The sequence below is a fragment of the Vibrio sp. MACH09 genome, from assembly GCF_033238805.1.
GTDB lineage: Bacteria > Pseudomonadota > Gammaproteobacteria > Enterobacterales > Vibrionaceae > Vibrio.
This window is the reverse complement of record NZ_BSFZ01000002.1, coordinates 311,930-338,646: the sequence shown is the minus strand read 5'-3', so window position 1 is coordinate 338,646 and position 26,717 is coordinate 311,930. Positions and strand designations below refer to the sequence as shown.

The window sequence follows — 26,717 nt, the reverse complement described above, 5'->3', positions numbered from 1 at the left end:
AGATAGGTTTTGAAATATGAATAAGGTGACATTAGCTTTGTTATCACTACTGGGCTTTGTGGCGATAAGCGCGAATGCTAGCCAAGTATGGCAGCATGATGGCAAACCCGCGCAGCTCATAGAACTTTTCACATCAGAAGGTTGCTCGAGTTGTCCTCCTGCGGATAAGTATCTTAGTCAATTTCAACGTAGTGAAAACCTCTGGACGGAAGTGATTCCATTAGCTTTTCATGTGGACTATTGGAACTATTTGGGCTGGAAAGATGTTTATTCACACCCCTCTTTTAGCCAGCGTCAACGTATTTACCAAAGCTATGGTGCAGCGAAATCTGTTTATACGCCTGGCTTCTTTGTTGATGGTAAAGAGTGGCAAGGTTACTTTTCTCGTCGCGCATTACCTACGCAGCAGGTAAACAAAGCAGGAAAGCTGGTATTAACCCAGTCTGGTAACCAATTTGAGATCAATTATCAAACAGAAGGGCGCTTTATCGCCCATTTGACACTGCTTGCACTGGACGAAAAAACCTCAGTGAGAGCGGGTGAAAATCACGGTAAACAGCTAGAGCACGATTTTGTAGTACTGCAAAAATATCAACTGACTGCTGAAAATAATTGGCAGTTCTCTCTAGCGAATATTCCCGACAATACCGATGCTGTCGCGGTATGGCTAACTAAAGAAGATGGGTTTAAACCTATTCAAACCGTTGCGGGATATTTTAAACATCAAGCGAACTAGTTGTTGAGCGACAAGGATAAAGTTATTGAGACAAATTAACGGTACAAACTAAATTTTGCGGTGGTAATAAGATAGAATAAGCCAACAAATAAGGGTTATTGGAGCGCTAGATGCACATTCCACAAGTTGGATTTAATCACAACAAAACAGAGTCAGCAGAGTTTGAAGTGATTGAGTTGCAGACGCTCTATCAGCGGCAGTTAGCGCTCTCGCCGGAAAAACCTCACCGGGTGAGTTTCTTCAACTTCATCTATATTGAACAGGGTGATGGCGTTCATATGGTGGATTTTGAAGAGCATGCATTTTCTGCCGGCTCCTTTTTGTTTGTTCAACGTGAACAAGTCCATGCCTTTGATTTTTCTTCTAAGCCAAAAGGTAAGGTGTTGCTCTTTACTCAGGCATTTTTAGACCAAGTGCATGCTAATATGCGTTTGCCTAACTATACGCCGACCCATTTAAATCGATACCACACCCCTTTGATTCAATTGGATAGTACACACATTCAGCGTTGCGATGCCATTATTAAGGAAATCATCACGGAGCTGGCTCATGCACAATCGGACCCGTTGATAGTGATGTATCTTTTTTCTTCTTTGTCTTTGATGCTGCATCGATTGCGTCCTGATATGCGTCACGATAAGTTATCTGCTTCCCAGAGCAAAAAGTTTGCCGATTTTATTGAGCTGCTTTTTCAGCATTTTTATCAGGTTAGAGACGCAAATTGGTACGCAAATCAGATCAACACGACGTATAAAACATTGAATCAGGTGTGTAAGCTGGCGACACATTTAACCGCCAAGCAGCTTATTGACGCCTACACGATTACTGAAATTAAACGAATGTTGGTTGTGAGTAATATTACCACTCAGCAGATGGCCTATGACTTTGGCTTTGAAGACGCCAGTAATTTTGTTAAGTATTTTAAGAATCTGTCTGGTTACACTCCAAGCCAGTTTCAGAAGAGGTACCTTCAGCCTGAGTTATAGTTAGGTTCGATATTCACCATTTTTATGCATAATTCCACTCTGCATTCATTTCATTAATGTCAGTAATATTGTCCGCAACAAATCAGAAGGACAATATTATGAACAAATCATCCCTAACAAAAATCGTTAACCAATCTGTTATGGCGGCAGGTATTCTTTCTGTTGCTGCGTGCTCTACCGCGGGAACAGACAGCCAGCTCTTGTCTAATAAAGATAAAGCTGTCGCTGTGATTGCCAGTATTGAAACCGGCGCGAAAGAGCCGATTGGTTTTATCAACCCTGAAAAGTATATCCAACACAATCTGGCGGTTGCTGACGGCTTAGCTGGCTTTGGTGAAGTTATGCAGATGCTGCCAGAGGGGAGCGCAAGAGCTAAAGTAGTGCGAGCCTTCCAAGATGGTGACTTTGCGGTAGTGCATACCGAATATAATTTCTTTGGACCGAAAGCAGGCTTTGATGTGTTTCGTTTTGAAGATGGAAAAATAGTAGAGCATTGGGACAATTTACAAGAGATAGCTCCGCCTAACGCCAGTGGTCGTACTCAGTTTGATGGAGTGACAGACATTACTGACTTAGATAAAACGGAACAGAATAAAGCGATAGTGAGTGATTTTGTTCAAACTATTCTCATTAATGGTGATTTACCACAAATAGGCAAATTTATTGGCCCAGAAGACGAGGATTATCTTCAACATAACCCGGGTGTTGCGGACGGTTTAAGTGGTTTAAGTGCTGCACTCACGGCGCTTGCAGAGCAAGGAATGCCGATGGTTTACCACAAGAACCACAAAATTTTAGGCGAAGGAAATTTTGTTCTGTCTATAAGCGAAGGTCAGTTTCTTAATAAACATGTCTCGTTCTATGACTTGTTCCGTTTAGAAAACGGCATGATCGTTGAACATTGGGACACCATTGAAACGATTCCAGCCGCTTCGGAATGGAAAAACAGCAATGGGAAGTTTGGCTTCTAATAGCGATATGATTCGCTAATACATTGCTAAGTGTTCTCGCTACTGATTCGCGAGAACACTTATTTCTCAATTTGGTTCTGTCGATACAATCAACATAGCCACTGTATCGGCGTAGGGAACAAGCAGTTCTTCGTTTCAGGGGAGCAGTTAAGCCAAAGCTTTACCAAACCACTCAAAATAAGCACTATCGGCCACACGGTTTACCATCAACATTTTACCTTCATGGTTGATTACTGCCTGATCACCAAAGTGACCTTCCTTAACTTCACCACTGGTTTTGCTGCGTACTTTCAAATACTCATGATAGAAGATATGCCCTGGATGTACTTCAATTACATGACTGGCAGCAGCGTCGATAAATTCAATCTTACTAAAGATAAAGTCCCATGTTTCTGGTTTGCAAAGCCCTTCTGAACCATCACGCGCTTCATTATTTACAATGTAAGCCAGTCCGTAATGGAAAAGTTCTGCCATTGCTTTTGAGTCGGCTTTCTTTAGCCCTTCCGCATATTTTGTTAGAAATTCTTGACCGAGTGTTGTTGAGCTCATGTGTCCATTCCTGTTTATGTGTAATGAATTAGTTCCGGCCTTGTTTGAGGATATCTACCTCATACAGCGCGCCTACGGCTGTGATAAAGAGCTTGTTGCTAATTATGCAAAGTGTGATCTTTATCAATTTCCCTCAATGATATGGCCTAGATTTACCAACAAAAATAGCTAAAAAGTAAATTGTATATGCACTTTTTAGTGCACAATTAGCAGCTCAGCGACCTCGACATTAGCTTGCTCCGTGTATAGTTTACGACCAATCTTCAACTCGGCTTCTCGGATACTTACGCAGATGGTTACCTTTGCATTCTCCAAGTTTTTAATAGCGAGTTTCGCGATGTTGTCGGTTGCATCAGCGAACAAAATAGTTTTCGTAGTCGCTCCTTTATTGTCGGCTTGTTTTGTTGCGGATAAATGTAACGCTGGGAATACTGAAGATAAGTAGCATTAAAAAAACTTCCTTTATGTACTTTTTGGTGCACAATGTATTTTATTTGATGCTTAGTGGAATGAAGTAATGGCGATAGAGTTAAATAAGCAATTGATGGCATTTGTTGATGTGGTTAGGTATGAAAGCTTTGCAGAGGCAGCAAAGCACAGGGATATGCTGCCATCACTATTATCAAGAAACATAAAAAGCTTAGAAGAAAAGCTTGGTGTAGTGTTGCTCAAACGTACTACGCGCGCGTTATCGTTAACTGAAGCTGGCGAACAAATCTATCAGCAGGCACTGGTGCTAAAAGACCTAGAGCAAAAAATGAATAGTTTTGCGCAAAATTACAGTACAACAGCCAGTGGACTCGTACGTCTTACCTGCGCATCACATCTCAGTCACGACTATGTCTTACCGACGATCAAAGCGATTCAGTCAGAATACCCCGAAGTTCATTTTGAAGTTGATTTCGATGACAGGCGGGTTGATATTGTAAAAGAAGACTTTGATATGGCCGTTCGCATCTGGGAACCACAAGACAGTTCACTGATTGGTCAGAAGCTCCGCTCTTCCAAGCTAGTATTAGTGGCAAGCCCCGAGTTTATCAACCATTATGGAATGCCAGAAAATATCTCACAACTTAGCACGTTGCCTGCTGCTTGTTATGCGAGGCTTGGGGTCATCAGAGATAAAATTCGTTACTACGATGCTGAAGATAAAATTCGAGTGGTTAATATGAACCCTGCCTATAAATCCAGTTCCCCTGAGTCTCTGGTACAAAGTTCTAAAGCAGGGATGTATTACACCATGGTAGCAGATCATAACTTGAGTCGGGAGCTGGCGAGCGGCGAGCTGATACAGCTCTTCTCGGAAGTAAGATTTCCGGCTGAGGGTTCAATTTATGCTGTTTATCCAAACAGAGATCTCAGCTTTGGTGCGCGCCTATTTGTTGACAAGCTTAAAGCACGTTTTGACTCGTTAAATCCATAATGCAAGATTGAAATACGCCCATTAATGTGGAAAAAGTACATAGTAAATTCACCTTGTGGGTATTTAAGTAATTGGTTAAGTCTTCTAATCTGAGTGTACTTTATACATATTAGGAGGCGTGATGCTTTTCTCTAACTTCAAATTAGGTGATACCGAGCTTACTAACCGTATGGCTATGGCTCCGATGACCCGTTCCCGCGCAGGTCTGGATGGTTCTCTGAATGAACATATCGTTAAATATTATGAGCAGCGTGCCACAGCGGGCCTCATTATTACAGAAGGTGCGCCTGTATCTACCGTAGGTCGTGGTTATTCTTTTACTCCGGGGATTTACAACCAAGAGCAAATTGACGGCTGGAAGAAGGTGACTGATGCAGTACATGCCGAGGGCGGTAAAATCTTCATTCAGCTATGGCACGTTGGTCGTGTCACTCATCCTAGTATTACCGGTGGTGAGCAACCCGTTGCGCCTTCTGCTGTAAAAGGTATCAACAAAGGCTTTGGCCCTCTACCTGAAGGTGGTTACGGGTTCGTTGATCAGGAAGTGCCGCGTGCGATGACCAAAGAAGATATTGTCCAAACTCAGGGGGATTTTGTTCAGGCGGCAAAAAATGCGATGGAAGCGGGTTTTGACGGCGTTGAAATCCACTCTGCAAACACCTACCTGTTTGAGCAGTTTATGTTGCAAAGTGCTAACCAGCGTAATGATGAATACGGTGGCAGTCAGGAAAACCGTGTACGTTTTCTAGTAGAGACGGTTTCTGCAGTTTCTGATGCTATCGGTGCTGAGAAAGTAGGCTTCCGTTTGTCTCCTTATCTGGTAATCGATGATCCGGATGTGGATCCGGAGATGCCATCACTGGCGCTAAAAGCGATTAAAGCGCTAGCGCACCTGAAACTCGCGTATGTGCATTTCTCTGAGAACGTTGCGACATGGCGTCCGGTTCCGTCTTCATTCCGCAGTCAGGTTCGTGAAATCTGGAAGAACCCTATTATTGTTGCTGGCCGTCACACCAAAGAGACAGCACAGGATATGCTGGATCTCGGTTATGCCGATCTGGTTGCCTTTGGTGAATACTACATCTCTAACCCTGACCTAGTGTACCGTTTTAAAGAAGGCTTGCCTCTTAATGTGAATGACCGCTCAACCTACTACGGCGGTGCAGGCAAAGGCTTGACGGATTACCCGATTGTTGATCCGGAAGTTAAGCATCTGTTGGTAGCATCAGAATAACCCTACTTATCTATCCAAGGCGAGCGACTAGCTCGCCTTTTCTGCCTATATGGCAGGTATCACTAAAACATAAGAATCATAATTAAGTCGGAGAAAACTATGTCAACTTCATCGCCATTTAAAACGCTCAAACCTTATGCCGTGACGTTATCGGTTGAGGATTTTAAGGGATTGATTCGCTGGTACTGTGACAAGCTTGATTTCACCTTGGTAAAGGAAAAACATTACCCGGAATTTGGTACTTCATTGGTACTGCTTGAACTGAATGGTTATCACGTTGAGCTCATCAAAGATGCAGAATCGGTTGCCGGACCGAAGAAAGATATCCCACCGGCCCACACTCGTTTTCAAGGCTTCACCCAATTTTCATTGATTACCAATGACATTGCTGAGGTGCGGGAAACCTTGGTGGCGCGCAATATCCCATTAACTTGGGAATTTGCCAATGAAGAACTTGGGTTGTCGTTTATCTTTATTCAGGACCCCGAAGGTAACCTGATCCAATTTATGCAAAAGCTGTAAGGAGCATTCATCCTGGCTTAAGAACATTCAGCAGTTGGCTGAATGAAACTAAATGGGCAGGGTGAAACGAACACCGTCTCTATGCTGTTCGCTACAAGCTGTTTTTGCCGTTAACAGGTGAAGAAACTTATCGGCCTAAAATGTTACTGGCACGCATGGATATAGTGAGGTGACGCTACTTGTACGATCAGGTTGCGTCATGATTTGGAAACCAACAGGTTGAATCCAGGTTAACTCAATTAAGGCCAGTATTTGTTAATACAGTGTTTAATCACATCAGCAAGTGAGAGAGTCAGCTCTTTGTTTTTGGTATAACAGACTGTTTTCTCAATTGTAATTTCGCGATACGTTTACTGAGTGTGTATATGCTTTTAAGAGAGTCGACCCACTCCATTTCGTAGCGGAACAGTTGTAGTCTGTTTGGGTCAGGATCCACCAGTCGTTCTGCCTGATGTTCCAAAACCGTCTCAAGTAGAGAATTGAGTTCCCTCTTGGCGTTTAATACCTGTTTAGCTAAAGCGTCATCACCCCGACGGGTCGCATTAACGCAGTCCAACATAGATTGATTCACTTTATCTTGTGTGGCGTCAAGAGTCGCTCGCATTTTGGAGCTAATAACGACATTGTCGTTTAGGGCTTTGTAAGCCAAAGGCACCATCACATCCACCACTAAATCCGCGACACTTTCTAACTGATCAGTGATACTGATCAGCTTGATTTGGTGACTGCTTTGTTGATCTGATAAAGGCTCCATTCGCAATCGGCCTAGATAGGACAATATATGGCCATGAAGTCGATCTACTTCGTCTTCGATGGACTCAATTTTATTAAGTTGTTCACGTATTGCCTGCTTTTCTGCTTCATTACCAACTTTATAGGCGAACGGCGGCAACATATTCATCATATTACACACCCTTCGTCCCACCCGAGCGATTTCTAATTGAGCTTGTTCTAGCGCAATATCGGGCGTGGCGAGAAAAGCATTTCCCAAATATTTTGGTTTGATTTTCTTGCTACTGGATTTGGCTGTCGTTTTTGGTTGATGGGGTAAAATTTTGCGAACAAACCAGACGAAGGTGCCGGCAAATGGCACCATGATAATGGTATTGGCAATATTAAATAGTGTATTGGCATTGGCTATTTGGCGAGGGAGTTCTGCCGCTAGGCGGTCGACGCCAACTAAATGTTCATGACTCGGTGATATACCGACACTAATCTGGCTGAGTATCCCAATCAAAGGCAGCCAGATCACTACGCCTAATACATTAAACAGAATATGAACCGCCGCAGTTTGCATGGCTTCTCGGGTTTTGCCTATGGCTGCTAGCAAAGCGGTCACGCAGGTTCCAATATTGGCACCCATTGCTAAAGCAATCCCTGTTTCCAACGAAATAAACCCTTGCCCTGCGAGGACAATAACAATACCCGTTGTGGCCGATGAAGATTGCACCAGTGCAGTAAATGCTGCCGCAAGTAGGATAGCTAAGAAAATATTATCCATATGCGCCATTGCATCGATAAATGGCTGATAACTGCGCAGTGGAGACATGGCTTCACTCATCAGGTTCATGCCCAGAAAGATGAGCCCTAAACCGAATAGCATATTGCCGTAATGTTTATTGGTTTCGCTCTTTGAGGTGAAGTGAATCATAAAGCCAATAGCAACCATTGCTAATGCAGCTTTAGTTACTTTAAATGCAATTATTTGTGCGGTAACCGTGGTGCCGATATTGGCACCCATGATGACGCCAACGGCCTGAGTGAGTGTCATTAAGCCTGCTGAAATAAAACCAACCAAAAGTACGGTGGTTACCGATGACGATTGAATGACTGCGGTAATGCCTGTCCCTGTTAAAACCCCTGCAAATCGATTGGAGGTCAGTTTTGCCAGCAAAGTCTTCATTCTATCGCCTGCCGCTCGCTTTAAAGCGTTTGACATCTTTTCCATACCATAAAGAAAGAGCGCTAGACCACCTAATAATCCTACGGTCATTGGCAAATAATTCATTTCAGATGAGCCGGTTTCAGCCATTACTGGTAGGGGGAGCAAACAGACAAGAATAATAGCGATACGATGAAGAAATAGAGTTGAGGAGAAGGAAAACAATTGCATATGCACCACCAGAACTATTTTTATTATTTATATATTTAAGCGTAGTCATTACTATTCGACATCCCAAATAGCGGTGGAAAAAAGTGTAGGAGTCGTCATCAATTATCAGTAAAGAGGAACATTGATAATTGTTGAATACGTCATCACTGAAATAAATATGATATAGCGCACACATATCTTGACTTCATATAGTGATATGTGCGATTTATAGTCGGTTTTCTAATCTCGTTTTAAAGGACTGAATCTCAATGAACCTCGCTCTGTTAAGCGTATTTATCCCTACTTTTTTCTTTGTTTCGATTACACCGGGAATGTGTATGACACTGGCGCTTTCTATGGGTATGAGTATTGGTTACAAACGAACCTTGTGGATGATGGCGGGCGAGGTGGTCGGTGTCGCTTTGGTGGCAATTTCTGCAGTGGTTGGTATTGCAACGGTAATGTTGAACTACCCATGGTTGTTTGTTGGTTTTAAAACCATTGGGGCGGGTTACCTGTTTTATTTAGGGGTGCAGATGTGGCGCTCCAGAGGGAAACTTGCGATCAGTAGTGATAACGCTGATGTTGAAGTGGGGAAAAACTGGGATTTGGTGGCGCAGGGATTTATTACTGCCATCGCTAACCCAAAAGGGTGGGCATTTATGATCTCCTTACTTCCTCCTTTTATTGATCATACCAAGCCGTTAACAATGCAACTGATACTTCTGGTTTCTATTATTATGCTTTCGGAGTTTCTTTGTATGACCTTATATGCCACTGGAGGTAAAGGCCTTAAACGCGTGCTTGGTCATTCGAAAAATGTTCGATTTATGAATCGTATTTCTGGAACGTTAATGATGGGCGTAGGTGTCTGGTTATTTATGACCTGATTTTTATACATTTTTTGCTAGACATGCATCTCCTATAGAATTACAATGTATATACATTGTAATTCTATAGGAAGTTAATATGAAACCTGAAATGATTGAACATCGCTCTATCGGATTTATTGAGCGTATTTGTCTGTTGTCTATCACGGTTGTTGTCTCGGTATTTACCTTTGCCTAACCGTTGATTCAAACATACGTTTTTGCCTCTCTCGTGATAATAAAGAGAATGGCGCTCACTGAGCAATAAGCCGCATTAGTACTCGTTACTGGCGGCTTGCTTTTTTTCTGCCTTATGATCATATAACCAGCTTCAGTAAAAGAAATGCCGCCATACTAATGGTTGCGGTAATCAGGATATTTTTGCTTTTCCACGCCAACAGAGCCGCGAGTAGCGCAGCGATGAAATAGGGGTTGTTAATACCTGTATTTAGCTGACCTTCTGGTAGAAAAACAATCGGAGCCCAAATGGCGGTCAAAACCGCAGGACTTGAATATCGGAGTATTCGTTGAGCTGTGGTGTTCAATCTCAAGGGTATTGCGGGTTCCAAAAATAGGTAGCGGCTAAGAAAAACGATTAAAGTCATGGCTAAAATTGACAGCAAGATCATGATACTCCCTCCGACTTGGTATTGGCTATTTCACAGAAATAACCGGCAAACATACCCAGAATGGAAGCAATCATTAATGATCCTTCAATTTGATAGGCACTTGTGACTACAGAGGCGGTAAGAGAGACCACAACCGATGCGACGATCGGCTTGTTCGTCATGGATGGTACCACTAAGGCAATAAATGTTGCGGCAACCGCGAAATCCAGCCCTAATTCCGTTAGGGAAGGGAGGTAACTTCCCGCCACAATGCCTGCAAACGTCGCCAAGTTCCAAATAAGGTAGAACGCTCCCCCAGCACCCAGAGCAAACCAGCGATTAAACTCACTATTGGATTGGTTTGCACAAACAGCAAAGAGCTCATCGGTTAACCAATATCCCAGAATAAATCGCCAGCGAAAAGGAAGAGGGCTGATTTTCTCTCGCAGAGTCACACTGTATAACAGGTGTCGTGAGGTGATGAAAAAAGTGGTAAGCAGCAATGTGCCTAAGCCGACACCCGCTTTAAACATTCCAATCGCCACCAGTTGAGCAGACCCGGCAAATAATATGGCTGACATTGCTTGCGCCTCCATAATGGATAGGCCCGCTTCAATGGCAAATGAACCCGCAAGTACCCCCCAAGGGAGCACGGCGATGCAGAGTGGAAGAACCGCCATGGCTCCTTTTATGAGTTGCTGCTTGTGCTGCAATTGGCTGCAATCGATAGATTCAGTAGTCACATTCTCTCCTGTTGTCATCTGGATATTGAGGTCAGTTTGAGTATAAAGGGAGATGTAACGCGTATATTGTACGAGGTTGCGCCCTGTTTTTATCAAGGCGAGATGAATGGGGTAGGTGGTTAACGCATCTTTAAATATTGGCCGGGGGTGTAACCCATGGCACGTTTGAAATGACGATGAAAATGACTCTGATCGTGAAAGCCGCTTTGTTGTGCTGCATCGGAAATCGAGTGTCCTTGCTTTAACAGCGTCCTTGCCAAGCGTAATCGCGCTTGAATTTGGTATGCGTGCGGTGGTAAGCCATAGGCTTTTTGAAAGGAGCGAACCATATGATATGGGCTGATCCCGGATAACTTCGCTAAGTCTTCCAATGAGACATCCGCTTGAGGAAAGTCATCTAAGAACTCTTTAACTAAACTTAGCTGCTTTTGTGGCGTTGCTATGCTGGTTTGAGAAAGGTGAGATTTACCATGTTTGGCTATCAGTTTTACTAAGGTGCCATACACCAACGTCTCTCTTAACAGTGGGTTGGTGGAGTGCTCTAGAGTATTGAACACCAGCCGTAATTGACCTGCCAGTTCAGGGTCATTAACCACGGGCTGCATAAAGTAGGGAGCGCCATAGTTGGGCAAGCCAAGCTCATTGGTAATGTTTTCGAACTGTTCTGGCAACGGATACATGGCTTTGTATTGCCAACCCCCTTCGTGTGCAGAGTGGCCACTGTGAACTTGGTCGGCATTAACCAAAATAATGGTGTCTTTTGGAGCGATGTGGTGGCCGCCAGTTCGATAGAAACGTTGAGCTCCTTGTTCTATCACCCCAATGGTATAGCCTTCATGGCTGTGACGTGAAAAATTCTGCTTATCATATTTTGCATCGAGGATCTCTAATCCTCCGAGCTCTTGCGCGACATGGAATTTAGCTTGTTCGATGCTGTTTTTCTTTTCGGTCATCTTTCGCCATTTCGCTTATTGATTCAATTTCCACTAGGTCACTTGAGTATATAATGAATATTAAAAACATGTTTTGTACAAAATTGCTTTTTATCTGTCAGTAAAAAGAAAAATTAGCGAGAAAAACGTGCTAGTAAGCAGTAGAATACGCGCCTGAAAATGAATTAGACAAATATTGAGATAGTCGTGGATAAAAGCCAATTTGAGTTGTTAGCCCCAGGTGGTGACATTGAGTCAATAAAAGCCGCTATTGTTGCGGGTGCAGATGCTATCTATTGTGGGTTGGATAGATTTAATGCTCGTAACCGTGCAGAGAACCTAACTTTCGACAACCTGAATGATGTTGTCGAGGTTGCTCATCAGCACGGCTGTAAAATATTTGTCACTTTAAATGTGATCATTTTAGAAAATGAAATACCTGCGGTTACTCGCTTATTGCGAGAGCTGGTGAATACCAAAATAGATGGTGTTATTGTTCAGGATTTCGGCCTTGCTTATATCCTGAAACATCATTTTCCACAATTGGATGTTCATGCTTCAACTCAGCTTAATACCCACAATGAAGGGCAGATTCTACTGCTTAACCAGCTTGGTGTTAGCCGGGTAAACTTGTCTCGCGAACTTAATATTAATGAAATTAAACGCTTGGCTCAGTTTGGCTTAAAGCATGATGTTCTGATGGAAGTCTTTGTTCACGGTTCATACTGTATTGGTTTCTCTGGATTATGCTATATAAGCTCTGTGCGTAATGGTGCGTCAGGTAACCGCGGACGTTGCAGTCAACCTTGCCGAGATCAATACCAAACCACGGAAGCGGGTAGTGATTTTCCGCTTAATATGAAAGACAACTCCGCGTTTGGGGATCTGGAAGCACTGGCTGACGCAGGCGTCTATTCATTGAAAGTGGAAGGCAGAATTAAGAAGTCCCACTATGTGTATACGGTCGTGGATAATTGGCGAAAACAGATCGATGCTTACTGCAATGGCGATGAAATGCTTACCGATATGAGTGAGCTGTATACGGTGTTTAATCGGGATTTTTCCAATGGTTATCTAAAAGCGGATATCCATCAGAATATGTTTATTGATAACCCAAGAGACTATTCAGCCAAACATTTTAGCAAAGTGTATGCCTGCTCAACACCAGAGAGCCAGCAGCAAGTTAAGCAGCAACTCTACGATAAGAAAACCGCCATTATTCGCAATGTCGAGTCTAAAACCAAGCACTTACTCCCTGAACCAATGAGTCAGGCGGTGACCAGCTTAAAATCAGGTGGCGTGATAGATGCTCCTGCATTGGCAGAGCATTCACCGCGAAATGAACCGAGCAACATTACCGTGCTGATATCATCACCAGAGCAGATCTCTCAGCATAGCGATGGCAAAACCGCGGTCTATTATGAGTTGCCAAGTTCAATGGAAAAAACGTTAGACGAAGTGGTGGCACTCTTTCAGCAGCACTCATTTTTGATCCCTTGGTTCCCATCAATATTGATAGACAAAGAGTACGACACCGCACTGTCGTTTATAGAGCAAGTTAAACCTGAGTGGTTAGTGGCGAACAATAGTGGCATTGGTTACATCGCCAAACAGCAAGGTATAAAATGGATTGCTGGGCCGCAAATGAACATTACTAACTCGTTTGCTATTCAGTGCTTAATCGAAGAGTTCAACTGCTCAGGTGCGTTTATTTCTAATGAGTTAAGCAAGCTCCAGATGCGGAAAATTGTGCGCCCAGAGGGTTTCAAGTTACTGCACAGTATCTATCACCCAATTACATTACTTACTAGCCGTCAGTGCTTATTTCAGCAAAGTATGGGGTGTAAGAAAATGCGCATCAATAAGGGCTGTTTGCCACGATGCCAAAAGCACACGTCTATTATTAATTTGCAAGACAACCCGTATATAGTGGATAAGCAAAAAGGTCATTACAACAGTTTGTATGGTGAGTACCACTATATGAACATGGATGTGATAAATGATCTGTCGACGCTTTATAGCGACTATCTACTGGATCTTCGCCAAATTGACACCATGACCCAACGCAACTTAACAGAGCAGCAGCTGGTGGAACAATTTATTTTAGCCAGTGGAGGCGATCCTGATGCGGTCGCTGGAATAGCGAAGAGTGTCGCGCCGACCGTGAAGAATCAGTATAAAAAAGGCTTATGATGATCTAGTCAAAATCTGACATTTGCTAGAATCTTCTGACAAATTTTTAACCGACGATGACAAGCGCTGAACAGAGCGAATAGCTGATTATTGTACATTGATTACCCCGTTACGAGTTAAGTAGGTAATCAATGATGTCAATAAATACAAAATACCGAGTGAGTGCAACAGGGCTACCAGTATTGTCTATTCAGTCGGGCAAACAGTTGATTAATGAAGTTGCTGAAAAATCAGCGCTGACCAATACAACTAAGAGCGAACCACAAGGTGTCGTTGTCTACTTAGCGAACCCGAAGAAAGCACCGTCAAAGATGGTGACTTATCAGCTCAATCAAAATGAACTTACTCAAACTCGCCACTACGATAAAGGAACTCTGTTAAACGCAGTGGCGTAGTATTGTAACGGTACGAGATGTACCGAATGACCGCTCTTTGCTAGAGCAAAGGCATATTAATTGTTTTGCATGTCATCGGCAGGGAAAACTACCCCAGTCTGTTTCCTGATCTCAGTAATGACCTCAGACACTTCTAGTGAACGCTGAACATAAGCTTGGTTCATTTCACCCTCTTCAATCTGTTTTGCAAACGCCACTGCTTCATAACTCATGGAGTTTTCATCTTGAGTAAGGTTAATAGATTTGGCTTTACCATTTCTTAGTTTTACAGTGAAGCCACTGCATTCGGAAAAATGATCCAACAGAATCACGCCGCTCTCACCTTGGATTTCGCTAGGTACGTATCCGTCAGAGACCTTGGAGTGCTGAATGGAAACAATAAAATTTGGATACGTTAGAGTAGCGAATCCGTACGCATCAACCCCGGACGGTAATAACTTAGCACTGGCTTGTACGTGATCAGGTTTACCGAAAAGAGAGACAGCAAATGCAATACAGTAATATCCAATATCCATCACTGAGCCATTGGAGAAGGCAGGATTAAAGGTATTTGGATTTTCGCCATTGAGGTATTTTTGATAGCGAGAGGAGTATTGACAATAACTTAGACTGACACAGTTTAACTTGCCGACGCTGCCTAAATTGCGCTTTAATTCTTCAAAGTTAGGTAAAAACTCAGTTTTGAATGCTTCAAAGAGAATGACACCTTTTTCTTCTGCCAAAGCGTACATTTTTTGTGCTTCAGCGTAGTTGGATGAAATAGGCTTTTCACAAATAACATTTTTGCCATGAGTCATCATTAAACATGCTTGTTCACAGTGAAGACTATTTGGAGAGGCAATATAAACCGCATCGATATGCTCATCTTGGGCCATCGCTTGTAAGTCATCATAATAGTGACAATTGATGGTCTGCAGTGGGGTAGCAAAGTTTTCTGCTGAGTCAATCGAGCGTGAAAAAATGGCGCTTAATTGGAATTCTCCTGTGCCGACGGCGGCTTCAACAAACTTTTCTGTAATCCAATTTGTACCAATAACGGCTAGATTGATCATAACTGCATCTCCTTGATTGATTTTTTCTGAGTTCAACACTACACCATAACGACACGCTTTTACCAACAAGTTTTGTTATTGAGTAACTTAAATGTTGCTTCATCGGATGGGCATTGCGGTTTATTTTTGCTGTTATTTTTGTAATCCATATCCAGTTTTTAATGTTCTGTTTACAGGAATGCTACAGCTATGAAATAAATCACATTATTTATGTGCATTTAGGTGCAATCTGTATTCGTTATTAAAAGTTGATGGAGTAACTTTGCATATATCTATCCGAAAAATGACGTGGAAGACGAGTAGGCGGTTAAGTCCGCCTACTCTGAAGATGTTTTGAATTTGAACCATCATTTCCAGTAATTTTTAGGAGCCTTATATGCCAAATAAAATCCGCAATATTGCCTTCATTGGTCAAAGTGGTACCGGCAAAACCAGTCTTATTGAACGTTTACTGTTTGAATCAAAAACAACATCTCATCTTGGCAGTGTTGATAAAGGAGACACTGTTACCGATTTTGATGAGCAATCCATTCATTATCATCACAGTATCGAAGCGACTCCAGTTGCGCTTAGCTGGAATAAACACCGCATGAACCTTATTGATACTCCGGGACAAACGGAACTGCTTGGACGGACGATGAGCATTTTTCCCGCGGTAGAAGCAACGGCATTAGTGGTGGATGCGAATACCCCAATCAGCCAAGTGTCAGATCGTCTGTTTTCCTTTGCCAAACAGCAGAAGAAATGCCAGATGATTGTGGTAAATAAGATCGACTTAAACCCTAAGAAAATAATTGAAATGATGTCGGTGATTAACGAGCATTTTGGAGATGCTTGCTTACCAATAAACCTTCCTGCTCAGGATGGTGACTCAGTGATTGATTGTTTTTTTACCCCAGAATATGACCAACAGACACTGTTTAATGATGTGAGTAGCGCGCATGAAGCTTTAGTTGATCAAGTGATTGAAGTCGATGAACAGTTAATGGAGATTTATCTGGAACAAGGTTCGGAACTGACGCCAAACCAACTTCATGATCCCTTTGAAGAAGCACTCCGGACCGAGCATATTGTCCCTATCTGTTTTGTCTCATCCGAGACGGGAGCCGGTATCCCACTGCTGCTAAAAACCTTGGCAGAAATTATGCCTATGCCCTATGAGGGGAACCCTCCATTGCTGGAAAAACAGGGCAAATTGATTCCAGTAGATTGTGATACCTTGGAACATACCGTCGCGCACGTATACAAAGTTAGTATTGACCCATACATGGGTAAATTGGCGTACATCAGAGTGTTCCAAGGCGAGATCAATGCTGGCAGCCAACTGTATGTCGGTGAGAGTAATAAAGCCTTTAAAGTGGGACATCTGTATCAGCTACAAGGGAAAAAACGTATTGAAATTAACCGAGCGATTGCGGGTGATCTATGCGTACTGGCTAAAGTGGATGACCTGTTCTTTGACTCTGTTATTCATGATTCTCATGATGAAGACGATGTAAAAATGAGAACGCTCTCTTTTGCCGAGTCTATGTACAGTCAGGTGGTGAAGCCAATTAAAAGAGGGGATGAACAAAAACTGTCTGAGGTGCTGCACCGTATTGTGGCCGAAGACCCTTCATTGCGTATTGAACATAGAACTCGTACTAATGAGACCCTACTAAGTGGCCAAGGAGAGTTTCATTTAAAAATGGCACTAGAGAAAATGGAGTCGATCTACAAGCTAGTGGTCGAAACGTCACAACCTAGTGTCGAGTATTACGAAACCATTACTCAACCAGCAGAGGGGCGTTATCGTCATAAGAAACAGAGTGGCGGAGCCGGTCAGTTTGGTGAAGTACAGCTAAGAGTACAGCCTCTAGAACGAGGAACTGGTTTCAAGTTTGTGAATAAAGTGGTGGGCGGCGCTATCCCTACAGCGTTAATTCCAGCAGTTGAAAAAGGTATTCGTCAAGCATTAGACGAAGGCGCTATTTCTGGAAACCCGCTGCGTGATATCGAAGTAACGGTTTACGATGGCAAGTTCCACTCTGTTGATTCTAAGGAAATCGCGTTTGTTATTGCGGGCAAAAAAGCTTTCCTAGATGCGGTTAATAATGCCGACCCAATCGTGTTAGAACCGATAGTGCAGATAAACCTTCATATTCCTATTCAATCGGTGGGTGATGTATCCGGTGATTTATCTGCTAACAGAGGGTTAATCGAAGGTACAGAGACTCAACCCAATAGCTTTGCTTTATTAAAAGCGAAGTCTCCAATTAATGAGTTACAAGACTACTCTCGTCGATTGCGAGCATTAACAGGAGGTGAAGGTAGCTTCAGCATGACATTAAGTCATTATGAGCCAGCCCCAGCAGCGATACAAAAAGAGGTATGTAAAGCATCGGTAGATTAGTTTTAGTGAGTCAATGAATAGGGCGTGACTTGTTAAAAGTCGCGCCCTATTAGTTTAAGATGGTTGAGCTTAATGACAAAAACCGCAGAGTTAACCGATTAATACTGAGGAAAAAACAGAACATGATGGAAAAATTTGACGCTATTTATGCCAGAGCAGCGGAACGAAAAGGTGGTGAAGTTCGTCTTGAGGAGTTGGTTAGCCAGCCGTTATCTGCTGCTGATGTCGCCGCAATCAGTAATGACCGATGGTTATCTGCATTCTCGATGAAGGTTTTTCAATGCGGAATCTCTTGGGATGTGGTGCGTAAAAAGTGGCCAAATTTTGAAGAGTTGTTTTTTCAATTTAGAGTAGAACCTTTATTGATGCTTTCTCAAGAGCAGTGGGAAGCAAAAGCACAAGACAAAGCCATTATTCGGCATTTAACTAAGGTGATGTCGATTGCCGATAACGCGCATATGATTCACTCTGCCTCTATTGAGCATGGTTCATTTGGTCATATGGTTGCTCAGTGGCCGGCTGACGACGTGATTGGCTTATGGGAATACCTAAAGAAGAATGGAAAACGCTTGGGTGGTAACACGGGGCCTTACGCATTACGACAGCTTGGCGTTGATACCTTTATTCTTTCTTCGGATGTTGAGTCCTATCTTCGAAACTACGACATTATTGATTCAGGGCGAGGAAGCAAAAGAGCGTTAAAAGCTGCCAACACGGCGTTTCTTAAATGGCAGCAAGAATCACAACGCAGTTTAAGTGAAATAAGCCAGATTATTGCCTACAGCGGTGGGGATAATCGTGTGTTGTAGGCTTTGTATATTTTAAGCATGGTATCTAGTAAACATCGTGTATTGTAAAAATGCCACTAAACAAAGGTTTAGTGGCATTTTTGATATGCTTTACTGGCTAACAGTCACTCTTTATGAAACTAGCCTAGAGAGGGGAGGTAGCCGAACGTAATCATAAATTGCGCACAGACAATTAATACACCACAACCTGCGACTACGGCCAATGTTAACTGGCCACCTTTAACTTGATAAAGGTCATCAACCTGCTCTGTTTTAAATGCATCAGAACGAGATTTCTTGATCATGGCAACAGGTAAAAATATCGCTAATATTGCCAATGCGATGGCAGCATAGCCCAGCGCCATAATGAAACCTTGCGGATAAAATAGCGCAAAACACATTGGAGGGAAGAAAGTAACAACAGCAGAAAGTATGCGGCTGTTTTTACCGTTACCTTTATTAAGTGTGTCACCAAGGAACTCAAATAACCCTAAGCTCACTCCTAAAAATGAGGTCAGTAATGCTAAATCAGCAAAAAGGCCGATGATTTGACTGAGTTGACTGAAGTGAACTTTCTCTCCAAGTGCCGCAATTAAGTTGCTCAATCCGCTATTTTCAGACAGCTCTTGTTGGCTAACAACACCTAAAGTAACCACTTGCCAAAATAGGTATATGACCAGCGGAATCGCAGAGCCAATAACGATGGCCTTTTTAAGAGAGCGCGTATCGCCATCTAAGTAGTTCACGATAGCCGGAATGCTGCCATGAAAGCCGAATGAGGTAAAAATAACCGGGATAGAAGCCACAATCAGCCCTTGCTGGATAGGCATATTTAACAGATAAGACTCAGTCACATTAGGCGCAAGGAAAAACAGCACAACAGCCATTGTGATTAACTTGGTGATGAACAGCAGTCTGTTTAAATGGTCTACGGTACGTGTACCGATAGTAACCACAAGAGCCACAATAACGGTGAATATTACCGTCGCCATCGAGCCACTTATCTCAGCTCCGGTTAATTGAGTAATGCGTTGACCAAATTGAGATCCTCCACCTGCAATATAGGCGGCGCAAAGAGCATAAAATAGGAACAACATAGAAAAGCTTGCTATCCATTTACCTTTATCACCAAGAAACTGTTTAGCTAACGTATGTAATGTGGCGTTTGCTGGTGCATGTTGGTGTAGTTCCAGCATGAGAAGAGCGGTATAGGTCATCAATGCCCATAACAAAGCCATAATGGCAAGAGAAGTAAAAAAGCCAATACCTGCAGAGGCGAGAGGCAAGGCAAGCATGCCTGCACCTATCGTGGTACCAGCAACGATCAAAGTACTACCGAAAACTTTGGAGTTAGTCATTGTATAAATTCTTTTACAGTCAAATGTGTGTTAATAGCTTGTTACGCTGAGCTACAGGTTGTTTATAGTCATATCTAGTGGTGAGTGTGGATTCTGTAGTATTTATACTCGGTGATCAAGTGTAAGTGTAAAATAAATTATTGCTGGTGTAATTTATTGTTTACAGTATGAGTGGAGGTAAATATTTTTCTCTATAATTGACAGGGCGTTGTCGTTTAATTAACGCAATAAATGGTATTAATTTTGTGACAACTTATTGTGACAACAAGGGAGTTGATGCGTGAAGCCTGTTGTTTATGAATATATCTGCTGAAAATTTAGACTGGTAAAGTCGCGAGGAAAAACTATAATGTGATCTGTGTCAGATATATCTCCCTATGCACGCTAGAGTTGTACCAGTTTTGATCAGTCAGTACTCGGTAGGGTAATGAGAAATAGCGAAAGCTAATTCGAGTGGATTAAAAGGATGTTAAGCCTTACAAAAAAGGTTTTCGTGCATAAAGTGAAATTTGTTGAATATCTGTAGTAAACAACATCCTAGGAAAGAAATAACGATGATGAAACAATTATTAGTAAAATATGAACCAGCAATATTCTTAACCATAGTCACTCTATTAGTGATGCTATCATGGCGAATAATCTGGTAGATATTTGTTTTATAGAGACCGCCCCAGAGGCGGTTTTTTAATGTCAGCCAGATAAACTGGCTAACATTTTTAAATGGTTTTTAATTCTCGTTCATCTCTTGTTGTTTATAGTGATTTAACAAGGTTAAAAGAAATAAACGGATCTCATTGGTGAGTGCTTGATTGGCTTCTGGGGTGTCAGAATTAAAAATAAAATCTTCTACTTGCAAGAAAAAGTCAGAATCAGATTGATCAACCATGGTGACCTCCTAGTGTAGTTATAGTCATTTACCACTCGGAGGGTCTAATCTTCGGGTGGTGAACTAAACAGGGTTAGACCTACCGCACACTAGAGGCGGCCAGCATAAAGCTGCCCCGCTTAGTCCACCATAATTTCGAATAAACTGATTAAAAATTTACCAGTTCAACTTAATTTGGGTGTGACAAAGCACCACATTAAACGGCCAGAATATTAAGGCGGCTCAATGCGTCTAGTGTAATAAAAACAGGGGTCTAATCCCGGTGCTGGATTTTGCCAGCACTTGGCAAGCATATGATTTATTGAGTTGTAGTGTCAAATAGATGTTGATTCAGAGCGAATTTGTTTGGTTTAGCTTTATTGGTCTAACCAAATGAAAATCAGCGGACTAGATTGCGAACGGGCGAGACATGGTCTTCAAACGGTACATGTCGTCGCAAAAACGTTTTCCCTTTAATCAGTTCAGGTTGGCTAATTCGATCCATTCTAAAATGGCGAAAGTCTTCACGTGTTGGATCCCAAGCAACCAAATACCATAAGGGGGGCAAAATGAGCATCGCTTGTGGCTCAACAACTCGGCTGGTCATCGTTCCATTAGCGTCACAGTATTGAAATTGCAAATACTGTTGTTGTAGAAATGCGGCTTCGAAAGAAGGCAATAGTGCGCTGTCCATCTCTGCCATATCCGTTATGTTCACTTGTTCTGCAAGCTTTCCCACATATAAGCAACTTAACAGGCGGCGTAGGTCGTGAAGTTTGTCTGATGGTAAAGCTTTTTCTATTTTACTCAGTGCAGTATCTGCAAGTCCGGAAAATGGAATATTGCCTATGGTATACATGGATGACACGCTGATGAGCAGGGCAAAAACCTCTGCTACTGAAAGTTTAACCGTAGTTTGTACAGAGCGTGGATCGAGCTGCAAACCTCCTCCTCTGCCTGGTTCGGAATGAATCACATAGCCCTCATCACGAAGTGAATTAATGTCACGTAATATCGTTCGTCTGGATGCGCCTATCTCTTGCGCGAGGTTGGCGATGGTGGAAGTACCATTGCGGCGAAGGTGTCGCACTATGGCGTCTTGTCGTAAGCGAATATTCATCTTGTCAGATTATCCCTCAATGGTGCCAATATTTGTCACCATTACGATATATAAATAATCCGTTGATGTCAGTAAATGCCAAACATATACAGGAGAAATATAATGTTTGATCTAGCGGATTTTCCAAAACCTAGCCTAATTTCAGTTAATGGTGTGACACTTGAAGTGTTTGAAGCCGGTCTGTCGAATATCGGTAAACCGATAGTGCTTTGCCATGGCTGGCCAGAGCACGCTTTTTCATGGCGTTATCAAATCCCAGCTCTCGTCGAAGCGGGCTACCATGTTATCGTTCCAAACCAGCGAGGTTATGGTCACTCATCTTGTCCGTCAGAAGTAACGGATTACGATATTAAGCATTTGTCAGGAGACCTTGTTGCTCTTCTTGATCACTATGGATACAAAGATGCCATTTTTGTTGGCCATGATTGGGGCGCGATGGTGGTTTGGGGATTGGCTTTGTTGCATCCTAACCGTGTTAATAAGGTGATCAATTTAAGCTTGCCCTACCAAGAGCGTGGGGAGACACCCTGGATAGAACTGATGCAGCAATTCCTTGGTGATGACTACTATTTTGTTCATTTCAATCGACAGTTTGGCGTAGCTGATGCGGTACTAGAACAACACGCTTGTCAGTTTCTTCGCAATTTGTATAGGAAAAATAAGCCTGTTAGTGCGCCGGAACTCGGCATGGAGATGATCAACCTTGCGAGAGCGGAAAAGCCGATAGGTGAACCTCTTATGAGTGACGAAGAGTTGGCTGTTTTTGTCGCTGCGTTTGAATCAACAGGGTTCACAGCGAGTATCAATTGGTATCGAAATCTCGATAGAAACTGGCATTTATTAGCGGATGTGGATCCTGTTATTCGGCACCCTTCTCTTATGATCTACGGTGATCAAGATGTCATTCCTCAGTTTGAAAACTTACAGCAGTTCGTACCTAATGTGGACGTCGTTAATTTAGATTGTGGGCATTGGATACAGCAAGAAAAGCCGCAACAAGTAAATGAAGTTATCATAAATTGGTTAGCTCGACGCAGTGGGGAATAAGTTCAACGGTTGAAGCTTTAGCACTTGCCACATCTGCGCTGGAAAGCTATTTAATTGGTTGATAAAGCCTTTGCATGTTACTGTTTTATCTTAAAACAAAACAATTTTTGGTGAAGTGTCATAGTGTTAACCAGTATCCGAAATTTAAACCTACCTTATGATGAAGAACGTTACATCAACGAGCTTTGTCATAAGCTTCAGTCGCTTGTGGGAGATAATCTTGTCGGTGTGTATCTGCTAGGTTCAGCTAGCCAGTCTTGCTATGTAAAAGGCGAGAGCGATCTTGATATTCAAATGGTTGTTGCTCAAGAGTTAACGGAACAGAATAAGATCGATGTGTCGCAAGCATTACGCCATGATAATTTCCCATGCCCAGCAACAAAGCTAGAGTTTGTAACCTATACAAAGTATGGGCTCTCTTCTCCCGAGCTGCTGCAATATTCAATTAATCTCAATACGGGTAAAACCATAGCTGATTATGTTTCATTTGATTACACCAGTGATCCTCGCCATTGGTTTGTGTTGGATATTGCGATGGCCGAGAAGTATGGCATCAATTTAGTTGGGCAACCTTTCTCTGCTGTTTTTCCAAACATTGATCAGAATTTGCTATTGGATGTTATGCAAGAATGCTTAAATTGGTTTGTTAGCTACTTCCCCGGCGAAGCTTGTTATCACTGTGCTTGCCGTATTTTGTACTATTTAGAAAAGGGTGAGCTGGTAAGTAAACGAGATGCGTTAGATTACATAAAGTCGAGTGAAAAACTGATCGCTATTGAACAGCAACAGCTAGTAGATTGGGTTTTGGTTAGACTTAAAACCTATGTAAGATAAAACATGGATGAGTTGTCAAAATGGAATTTGATAGAATGACTGGTACTGTTCGTAACATTAATCAACGATTTTTCAGTAGTAAAACTAACCCGCATTTGACTATTCGCACGACAAGCTCAAGCCTACAGAGTTATAAGGCTCACAGCCATTCAGAGCTATCTATTGGTATCTTGTTGTCGGGGTCGACTTGTTTATCTTTGCCGACAGGTCAAACCGTTTTACAAGCAGGTGATGCCGTTATTATTGAACCGAATATGGTTCATGCTTGTAACCCTATAGCAGAGACTCCCCGTAGCTACTATATGCTTTATGTTGATAATGAGTGGTGTTGTAATGTGCTTTCTGCATTGTATGGCTATAAAGTGACTCAACTTACCTGTGATCATAAACATTTGTCCTGCAGTGACGTTACTTCAGACTTAACAGATTCGGTTTGCTCACTGCTAGAGAATGAGTCTAAACAGTCTGCTCTTGAGATCGATAATCATCTGTTTTATTTATTGAGCCATTATTGTTCACCGAGTTATCCGCTAAAAAGTGATGACCTGTTGGCGGTAAATGTGAGAGAACGATTGCTAGAGGATATTAGTTACTCCCTATCTCTTGATGCTATTTCTCAACAACTAGGTAGACCTACAGAATCGTTAATCCGGGCTTTTAAACGTCGGTTTGGGATAACGCCAAAATCGTTCTTAAACAATCATCGTGTTGAAAAAGCAAAGGCGTTGTTAAAATGTGGAATGAATATTGTCGATGTTGCTGCTGAAGTTGGTTTTTCGGATCAGAGTCAGCTACATCGAGCATTTGTGAGCTATACAGCTTCAACGCCTAGACAGTATCAACAGGGAGCGTCAATTTTCGACAATAATTGCTAGGCTGAAAACCCTATAGTTTGACATCATTTTTACTATAGGTGCTGTCTTATGTTCTTCTCAACTTTTCTTCCCGCTGCATTTCCCGCTTTAGCTATTGCCCATTTCGCTGCTCTTTTGAGTCCGGGGCAGGATTTTTTTCTGATTGTGGCGCACGCTCTTCGTCATAAATTGCGCGGAAGTCAATATATTTGTCTTGGTGTTGCACTGGGAAATGCTGTTTATATTGCGGTTGCTATCGTTGGATGGACCAGTATTCGGGATAACACTATGCTCTTTTCGCTGGTAGAAGTATTGGGTGCTACCTATCTTATGTGGCTGGGGATAGGGCTACTGAAAAGTAAAAACCATGGTGTTGCTCTTGAAGCTGACAACACAGAAGCCCCTTCGGCAATGAGACAACTGGTGCTTGGTATCAGTTCGGCGCTATTAAACCCTAAGAATGCCTTGTTTTATATGAGCTTGATGACGGTTATTTTAGGGAGTGACGTTACGTTTGCGCAGCAGGTTATTTGTGGTGTGTGGATGTTTTTTGCTGTTCTATTTTGGGATTTATTAATTGCGATAGTCATTGGCTGGCCAATGGTACAGAAAACGTTAAAGCAGAGTGTACATATTATTGAGAGGGGAGCAGGGTGTATTCTCATCGCATTTAGTATGTTCCTATTTATCGATTATCTTCCTGTTTAATTGTTGTCATTAATTTTCTGGGTCAATATTTCTGTTGGAATTTGGTGCTATTTGGGTATAAAAAAGCCGCCACAAATGTGACGGCAAAAAAAGGAAAAGATGAAATGACTACCTTTTACATTGAACCTAGTTCGTTTGCAGTAAGAATGGCGGCTAACACTAGCTCTGGTGTAACTTCAAATGGCATGTTATGAATAGTTTCGCCTTCAGCGCATGATGCTTCTGCTACTTCCAGTAATTTATCACGATTGATTTCCGTAACACCCATCATTTTCAGGTTAGTTGGCAGGCCAACAGAACGACAGAAGTCGAGTACTTCGTTGATCTCTTCCATTGGTGCATTTTCTAAAACAAGCTGTGTGAGTGTACCAAATGCTACTTTTTCACCATGGTATAAGTGGTGGCACTCTTCAAGCTTAGTTAAACCGTTGTGGATGGCATGAGCCGCTGCTAGACCTGAACTTTCAAAACCGATACCAGAAAGGTAAGTATTCGCTTCGATAATGTTCTCTACTGCTGTATTTGATAGATTTTGGTCGCAAGCGATTTTTGCTTTCAGGCCGTCAGCAATTAATGTTTCATAACATAGCTTAGCTAGTGCTTGAGCCGAACGAGTTGGTGCGCCGCCAGCCATTGTCGATTTGCCAGAAATGCCATTTGCACGAGCTTCAAAATAAGTAGATAGCGCATCACCCATACCTGCAACAAGTAGTCGAGTAGGTGCACCTGCAATGATCTGCGTATCCATGATAACCATGTTCGGGTTGCTTGGATAAATTAGGTACTCTGCGAATTCACCTTCAGGTGTGTAAATAACAGAAAGCGCACTTGTCGGTGCATCTGTAGAAGCAATCGTTGGTACCACGATGACTGGAATTTTGCTGTAAAAGGCAATGGCTTTTGCTGTATCTAAGGTTTTACCACCACCAATACCAACAATGGCTTCAGCACCTTGTGCTTTTGCGATGTCCATTAAACGTTCAATTTCTGGACGGCTACACTCTCCGACAAATTCTGCCATTTTTAACTCAACGCCAGAGTCATTACAGCTTTTAGATACTGTCGCACCAACTAATTCCGTTACAAAGCTATCTGCGATGGCGAGTACGTTGGTGCCCAGTGGTTTTACATATTCGCCGATAGATTTAAGTACGTTAGCGCCTTGAACATATTTGCTAGGCGAGATAATGATTTTGTCCATTTTAGACCTCTTTGAAATTGGATGCGTAGGGTTCTTTATTTAATGTAACCAGTTATTTTCCATCGCGACAGTGATCGATGACTCATTTTGTGCATTAATGGTGTTTTGTGAGTGTTATTTTTGATGTTTCTCTCAGTAAAACGTTTACACTGTTGGAAATATTACAAAAAGTGACATGCAGCAACGACAGAGGGTGGGTTGCCTGTTATTTTAGCTCCAATAATTTATCTATAAACAGTGAAGTG

General features: G+C 42.4%; 25 protein-coding genes. 15 read left to right on the top strand and 10 right to left on the bottom strand.

Annotated elements, in window-relative coordinates; genetic code table 11:
- Nucleotides 1–16 precede the first annotated feature (16 nt).
- The 3 genes from CHJ_RS16730 to CHJ_RS16720 all read left to right on the top strand — a co-directional run bounded on the left by CHJ_RS16730 (nt 17) and on the right by CHJ_RS16720 (nt 2,693).
- A complete protein-coding gene (locus CHJ_RS16730) occupies nt 17–736 on the top strand; it encodes a DUF1223 domain-containing protein (protein WP_171752301.1) in 720 nt (239 codons plus the stop codon).
- Between the two features lie 110 nt (nt 737–846).
- Nucleotides 847–1,722, top strand: coding sequence for an AraC family transcriptional regulator (locus CHJ_RS16725; RefSeq protein WP_317918359.1), 876 nt, complete (start codon nt 847–849; stop codon nt 1,720–1,722).
- 140 nt (nt 1,723–1,862) lie between these two features.
- A complete protein-coding gene (locus CHJ_RS16720; protein WP_411861587.1) occupies nt 1,863–2,693 on the top strand; it encodes a nuclear transport factor 2 family protein in 831 nt (276 codons plus the stop codon).
- Nucleotides 2,694–2,840: 147 nt separating this feature from the next.
- On the opposite strand, the gene CHJ_RS16715 is transcribed toward CHJ_RS16720, so the two are convergent.
- The gene (locus CHJ_RS16715; RefSeq protein ID WP_317918357.1) at nt 2,841–3,242 is read right to left on the bottom strand and encodes a hypothetical protein; all 402 of its coding nucleotides are present in this window, start codon (nt 3,240–3,242) and stop codon (nt 2,841–2,843) included.
- A 517-nt stretch (nt 3,243–3,759) separates the two neighbouring features.
- Between CHJ_RS16715 and CHJ_RS16710 the strand changes: the two genes are divergently transcribed.
- From CHJ_RS16710 to CHJ_RS16700, 3 genes are all read left to right on the top strand, one after another.
- Complete coding sequence (locus CHJ_RS16710) at nt 3,760–4,665, top strand: LysR family transcriptional regulator (RefSeq protein WP_171752297.1); 906 nt, start codon at nt 3,760–3,762, stop codon at nt 4,663–4,665.
- Between the two features lie 121 nt (nt 4,666–4,786).
- The gene (locus tag CHJ_RS16705; protein ID WP_317918356.1) at nt 4,787–5,899 is read left to right on the top strand and encodes an alkene reductase; all 1,113 of its coding nucleotides are present in this window, start codon (nt 4,787–4,789) and stop codon (nt 5,897–5,899) included.
- 99 nt (nt 5,900–5,998) lie between these two features.
- Entirely contained in the window at nt 5,999–6,421 is a 423-nt protein-coding gene (locus CHJ_RS16700) for a VOC family protein (protein WP_317918355.1), read from the top strand.
- A gap of 292 nt (nt 6,422–6,713) precedes the next feature.
- Here CHJ_RS16700 and CHJ_RS16695 read toward each other — a convergent pair whose 3' ends face one another.
- Nucleotides 6,714–8,534, bottom strand: coding sequence for a Na/Pi cotransporter family protein (locus CHJ_RS16695; protein ID WP_317918354.1), 1,821 nt, complete (start codon nt 8,532–8,534; stop codon nt 6,714–6,716).
- Nucleotides 8,535–8,782: 248 nt separating this feature from the next.
- Between CHJ_RS16695 and CHJ_RS16690 the strand changes: the two genes are divergently transcribed.
- On the top strand, nt 8,783–9,403 hold the full coding sequence (locus CHJ_RS16690) for a LysE family translocator (protein ID WP_317918353.1): 621 nt from the start codon (nt 8,783–8,785) through the stop codon (nt 9,401–9,403).
- A 296-nt stretch (nt 9,404–9,699) separates the two neighbouring features.
- On the opposite strand, the gene CHJ_RS16685 is transcribed toward CHJ_RS16690, so the two are convergent.
- The 3 genes from CHJ_RS16685 to CHJ_RS16675 form a co-directional block, all read right to left on the bottom strand.
- A complete protein-coding gene (locus tag CHJ_RS16685; RefSeq protein WP_317918352.1) occupies nt 9,700–10,011 on the bottom strand; it encodes an AzlD domain-containing protein in 312 nt (103 codons plus the stop codon).
- Complete coding sequence (locus CHJ_RS16680) at nt 10,008–10,670, bottom strand: AzlC family ABC transporter permease (RefSeq protein WP_411861586.1); 663 nt, start codon at nt 10,668–10,670, stop codon at nt 10,008–10,010. The genes CHJ_RS16685 and CHJ_RS16680 overlap by 4 nt, the downstream gene beginning before the upstream one ends.
- A gap of 182 nt (nt 10,671–10,852) precedes the next feature.
- A complete protein-coding gene (locus tag CHJ_RS16675) occupies nt 10,853–11,686 on the bottom strand; it encodes an AraC family transcriptional regulator (RefSeq protein WP_317918351.1) in 834 nt (277 codons plus the stop codon).
- Nucleotides 11,687–11,872: 186 nt separating this feature from the next.
- Here CHJ_RS16675 and CHJ_RS16670 point away from each other — a divergent pair, with 186 nt between their 5' ends.
- Entirely contained in the window at nt 11,873–13,858 is a 1,986-nt protein-coding gene (locus CHJ_RS16670; RefSeq protein ID WP_317918350.1) for a peptidase U32 family protein, read from the top strand.
- A gap of 131 nt (nt 13,859–13,989) precedes the next feature.
- Nucleotides 13,990–14,253 carry a hypothetical protein gene (locus CHJ_RS16665; RefSeq protein WP_317918349.1) on the top strand — a complete coding sequence of 88 codons (264 nt, stop codon included), beginning with the start codon at nt 13,990–13,992 and terminating at the stop codon, nt 14,251–14,253.
- A 56-nt stretch (nt 14,254–14,309) separates the two neighbouring features.
- On the opposite strand, the gene CHJ_RS16660 is transcribed toward CHJ_RS16665, so the two are convergent.
- A complete protein-coding gene (locus CHJ_RS16660) occupies nt 14,310–15,305 on the bottom strand; it encodes a Gfo/Idh/MocA family protein (protein ID WP_317918348.1) in 996 nt (331 codons plus the stop codon).
- Nucleotides 15,306–15,681: 376 nt separating this feature from the next.
- On the opposite strand from CHJ_RS16660, the gene fusA reads away from it, so the two are divergent.
- Both fusA and CHJ_RS16650 read left to right on the top strand, forming a co-directional pair.
- On the top strand, nt 15,682–17,697 hold the full coding sequence (fusA, locus tag CHJ_RS16655; protein ID WP_317918347.1) for an elongation factor G: 2,016 nt from the start codon (nt 15,682–15,684) through the stop codon (nt 17,695–17,697).
- A gap of 125 nt (nt 17,698–17,822) precedes the next feature.
- Nucleotides 17,823–18,506 (top strand): DNA-3-methyladenine glycosylase I, encoded by a 684-nt coding sequence (locus tag CHJ_RS16650; protein ID WP_317919200.1) that lies wholly within the window; start codon nt 17,823–17,825, stop codon nt 18,504–18,506.
- A 119-nt stretch (nt 18,507–18,625) separates the two neighbouring features.
- Here the strand turns inward: CHJ_RS16650 and CHJ_RS16645 are convergent, their stop codons facing one another.
- The 3 genes from CHJ_RS16645 to CHJ_RS16635 all read right to left on the bottom strand — a co-directional run bounded on the left by CHJ_RS16645 (nt 18,626) and on the right by CHJ_RS16635 (nt 21,828).
- Nucleotides 18,626–19,843, bottom strand: coding sequence for an aromatic amino acid transport family protein (locus CHJ_RS16645; RefSeq protein WP_171752287.1), 1,218 nt, complete (start codon nt 19,841–19,843; stop codon nt 18,626–18,628).
- A gap of 727 nt (nt 19,844–20,570) precedes the next feature.
- Nucleotides 20,571–20,729 carry a hypothetical protein gene (locus CHJ_RS16640; RefSeq protein WP_317918346.1) on the bottom strand — a complete coding sequence of 53 codons (159 nt, stop codon included), beginning with the start codon at nt 20,727–20,729 and terminating at the stop codon, nt 20,571–20,573.
- Nucleotides 20,730–21,108: 379 nt separating this feature from the next.
- Nucleotides 21,109–21,828, bottom strand: coding sequence for a helix-turn-helix transcriptional regulator (locus tag CHJ_RS16635; RefSeq protein WP_317918345.1), 720 nt, complete (start codon nt 21,826–21,828; stop codon nt 21,109–21,111).
- A gap of 102 nt (nt 21,829–21,930) precedes the next feature.
- Between CHJ_RS16635 and CHJ_RS16630 the strand changes: the two genes are divergently transcribed.
- From CHJ_RS16630 to CHJ_RS16615, 4 genes are all read left to right on the top strand, one after another.
- Nucleotides 21,931–22,875, top strand: coding sequence for an alpha/beta fold hydrolase (locus CHJ_RS16630; RefSeq protein ID WP_317918344.1), 945 nt, complete (start codon nt 21,931–21,933; stop codon nt 22,873–22,875).
- A gap of 123 nt (nt 22,876–22,998) precedes the next feature.
- A complete protein-coding gene (locus CHJ_RS16625) occupies nt 22,999–23,709 on the top strand; it encodes a hypothetical protein (RefSeq protein ID WP_317918343.1) in 711 nt (236 codons plus the stop codon).
- Nucleotides 23,710–23,729: 20 nt separating this feature from the next.
- Nucleotides 23,730–24,584: an AraC family transcriptional regulator gene (locus tag CHJ_RS16620; RefSeq protein ID WP_317918342.1), complete on the top strand. Its 855-nt coding sequence runs from the start codon at nt 23,730–23,732 to the stop codon at nt 24,582–24,584.
- Between the two features lie 48 nt (nt 24,585–24,632).
- Entirely contained in the window at nt 24,633–25,271 is a 639-nt protein-coding gene (locus CHJ_RS16615) for a LysE family translocator (RefSeq protein ID WP_317918341.1), read from the top strand.
- Between the two features lie 115 nt (nt 25,272–25,386).
- On the opposite strand, the gene CHJ_RS16610 is transcribed toward CHJ_RS16615, so the two are convergent.
- Nucleotides 25,387–26,472: a glycerol dehydrogenase gene (locus tag CHJ_RS16610; protein WP_317918340.1), complete on the bottom strand. Its 1,086-nt coding sequence runs from the start codon at nt 26,470–26,472 to the stop codon at nt 25,387–25,389.
- Between the last annotated feature and the right edge of the window lie 245 nt (nt 26,473–26,717).

What these genes read in the sequence shown, in the direction of transcription:
- CHJ_RS16730 (WP_171752301.1), top strand. Translation starts at nt 17, where the DNA reads ATGAATAAGGTGACATTAGCTTTGTTATCACTACTGGGCTTTGTGGCG.
- CHJ_RS16725 (WP_317918359.1), top strand. Translation starts at nt 847, where the DNA reads ATGCACATTCCACAAGTTGGATTTAATCACAACAAAACAGAGTCAGCA.
- CHJ_RS16720 (WP_411861587.1), top strand. Translation starts at nt 1,863, where the DNA reads ATGGCGGCAGGTATTCTTTCTGTTGCTGCGTGCTCTACCGCGGGAACA.
- CHJ_RS16715 (WP_317918357.1), bottom strand. Translation starts at nt 3,242, where the DNA reads ATGAGCTCAACAACACTCGGTCAAGAATTTCTAACAAAATATGCGGAA.
- CHJ_RS16710 (WP_171752297.1), top strand. Translation starts at nt 3,760, where the DNA reads ATGGCGATAGAGTTAAATAAGCAATTGATGGCATTTGTTGATGTGGTT.
- CHJ_RS16705 (WP_317918356.1), top strand. Translation starts at nt 4,787, where the DNA reads ATGCTTTTCTCTAACTTCAAATTAGGTGATACCGAGCTTACTAACCGT.
- CHJ_RS16700 (WP_317918355.1), top strand. Translation starts at nt 5,999, where the DNA reads ATGTCAACTTCATCGCCATTTAAAACGCTCAAACCTTATGCCGTGACG.
- CHJ_RS16695 (WP_317918354.1), bottom strand. Translation starts at nt 8,534, where the DNA reads ATGCAATTGTTTTCCTTCTCCTCAACTCTATTTCTTCATCGTATCGCT.
- CHJ_RS16690 (WP_317918353.1), top strand. Translation starts at nt 8,783, where the DNA reads ATGAACCTCGCTCTGTTAAGCGTATTTATCCCTACTTTTTTCTTTGTT.
- CHJ_RS16685 (WP_317918352.1), bottom strand. Translation starts at nt 10,011, where the DNA reads ATGATCTTGCTGTCAATTTTAGCCATGACTTTAATCGTTTTTCTTAGC.
- CHJ_RS16680 (WP_411861586.1), bottom strand. Translation starts at nt 10,670, where the DNA reads ATGGCGGTTCTTCCACTCTGCATCGCCGTGCTCCCTTGGGGGGTACTT.
- CHJ_RS16675 (WP_317918351.1), bottom strand. Translation starts at nt 11,686, where the DNA reads ATGACCGAAAAGAAAAACAGCATCGAACAAGCTAAATTCCATGTCGCG.
- CHJ_RS16665 (WP_317918349.1), top strand. Translation starts at nt 13,990, where the DNA reads ATGATGTCAATAAATACAAAATACCGAGTGAGTGCAACAGGGCTACCA.
- CHJ_RS16660 (WP_317918348.1), bottom strand. Translation starts at nt 15,305, where the DNA reads ATGATCAATCTAGCCGTTATTGGTACAAATTGGATTACAGAAAAGTTT.
- fusA (WP_317918347.1), top strand. Translation starts at nt 15,682, where the DNA reads ATGCCAAATAAAATCCGCAATATTGCCTTCATTGGTCAAAGTGGTACC.
- CHJ_RS16650 (WP_317919200.1), top strand. Translation starts at nt 17,823, where the DNA reads ATGGAAAAATTTGACGCTATTTATGCCAGAGCAGCGGAACGAAAAGGT.
- CHJ_RS16645 (WP_171752287.1), bottom strand. Translation starts at nt 19,843, where the DNA reads ATGACTAACTCCAAAGTTTTCGGTAGTACTTTGATCGTTGCTGGTACC.
- CHJ_RS16640 (WP_317918346.1), bottom strand. Translation starts at nt 20,729, where the DNA reads ATGGTTGATCAATCTGATTCTGACTTTTTCTTGCAAGTAGAAGATTTT.
- CHJ_RS16635 (WP_317918345.1), bottom strand. Translation starts at nt 21,828, where the DNA reads ATGAATATTCGCTTACGACAAGACGCCATAGTGCGACACCTTCGCCGC.
- CHJ_RS16630 (WP_317918344.1), top strand. Translation starts at nt 21,931, where the DNA reads ATGTTTGATCTAGCGGATTTTCCAAAACCTAGCCTAATTTCAGTTAAT.
- CHJ_RS16620 (WP_317918342.1), top strand. Translation starts at nt 23,730, where the DNA reads ATGGAATTTGATAGAATGACTGGTACTGTTCGTAACATTAATCAACGA.
- CHJ_RS16615 (WP_317918341.1), top strand. Translation starts at nt 24,633, where the DNA reads ATGTTCTTCTCAACTTTTCTTCCCGCTGCATTTCCCGCTTTAGCTATT.
- CHJ_RS16610 (WP_317918340.1), bottom strand. Translation starts at nt 26,472, where the DNA reads ATGGACAAAATCATTATCTCGCCTAGCAAATATGTTCAAGGCGCTAAC.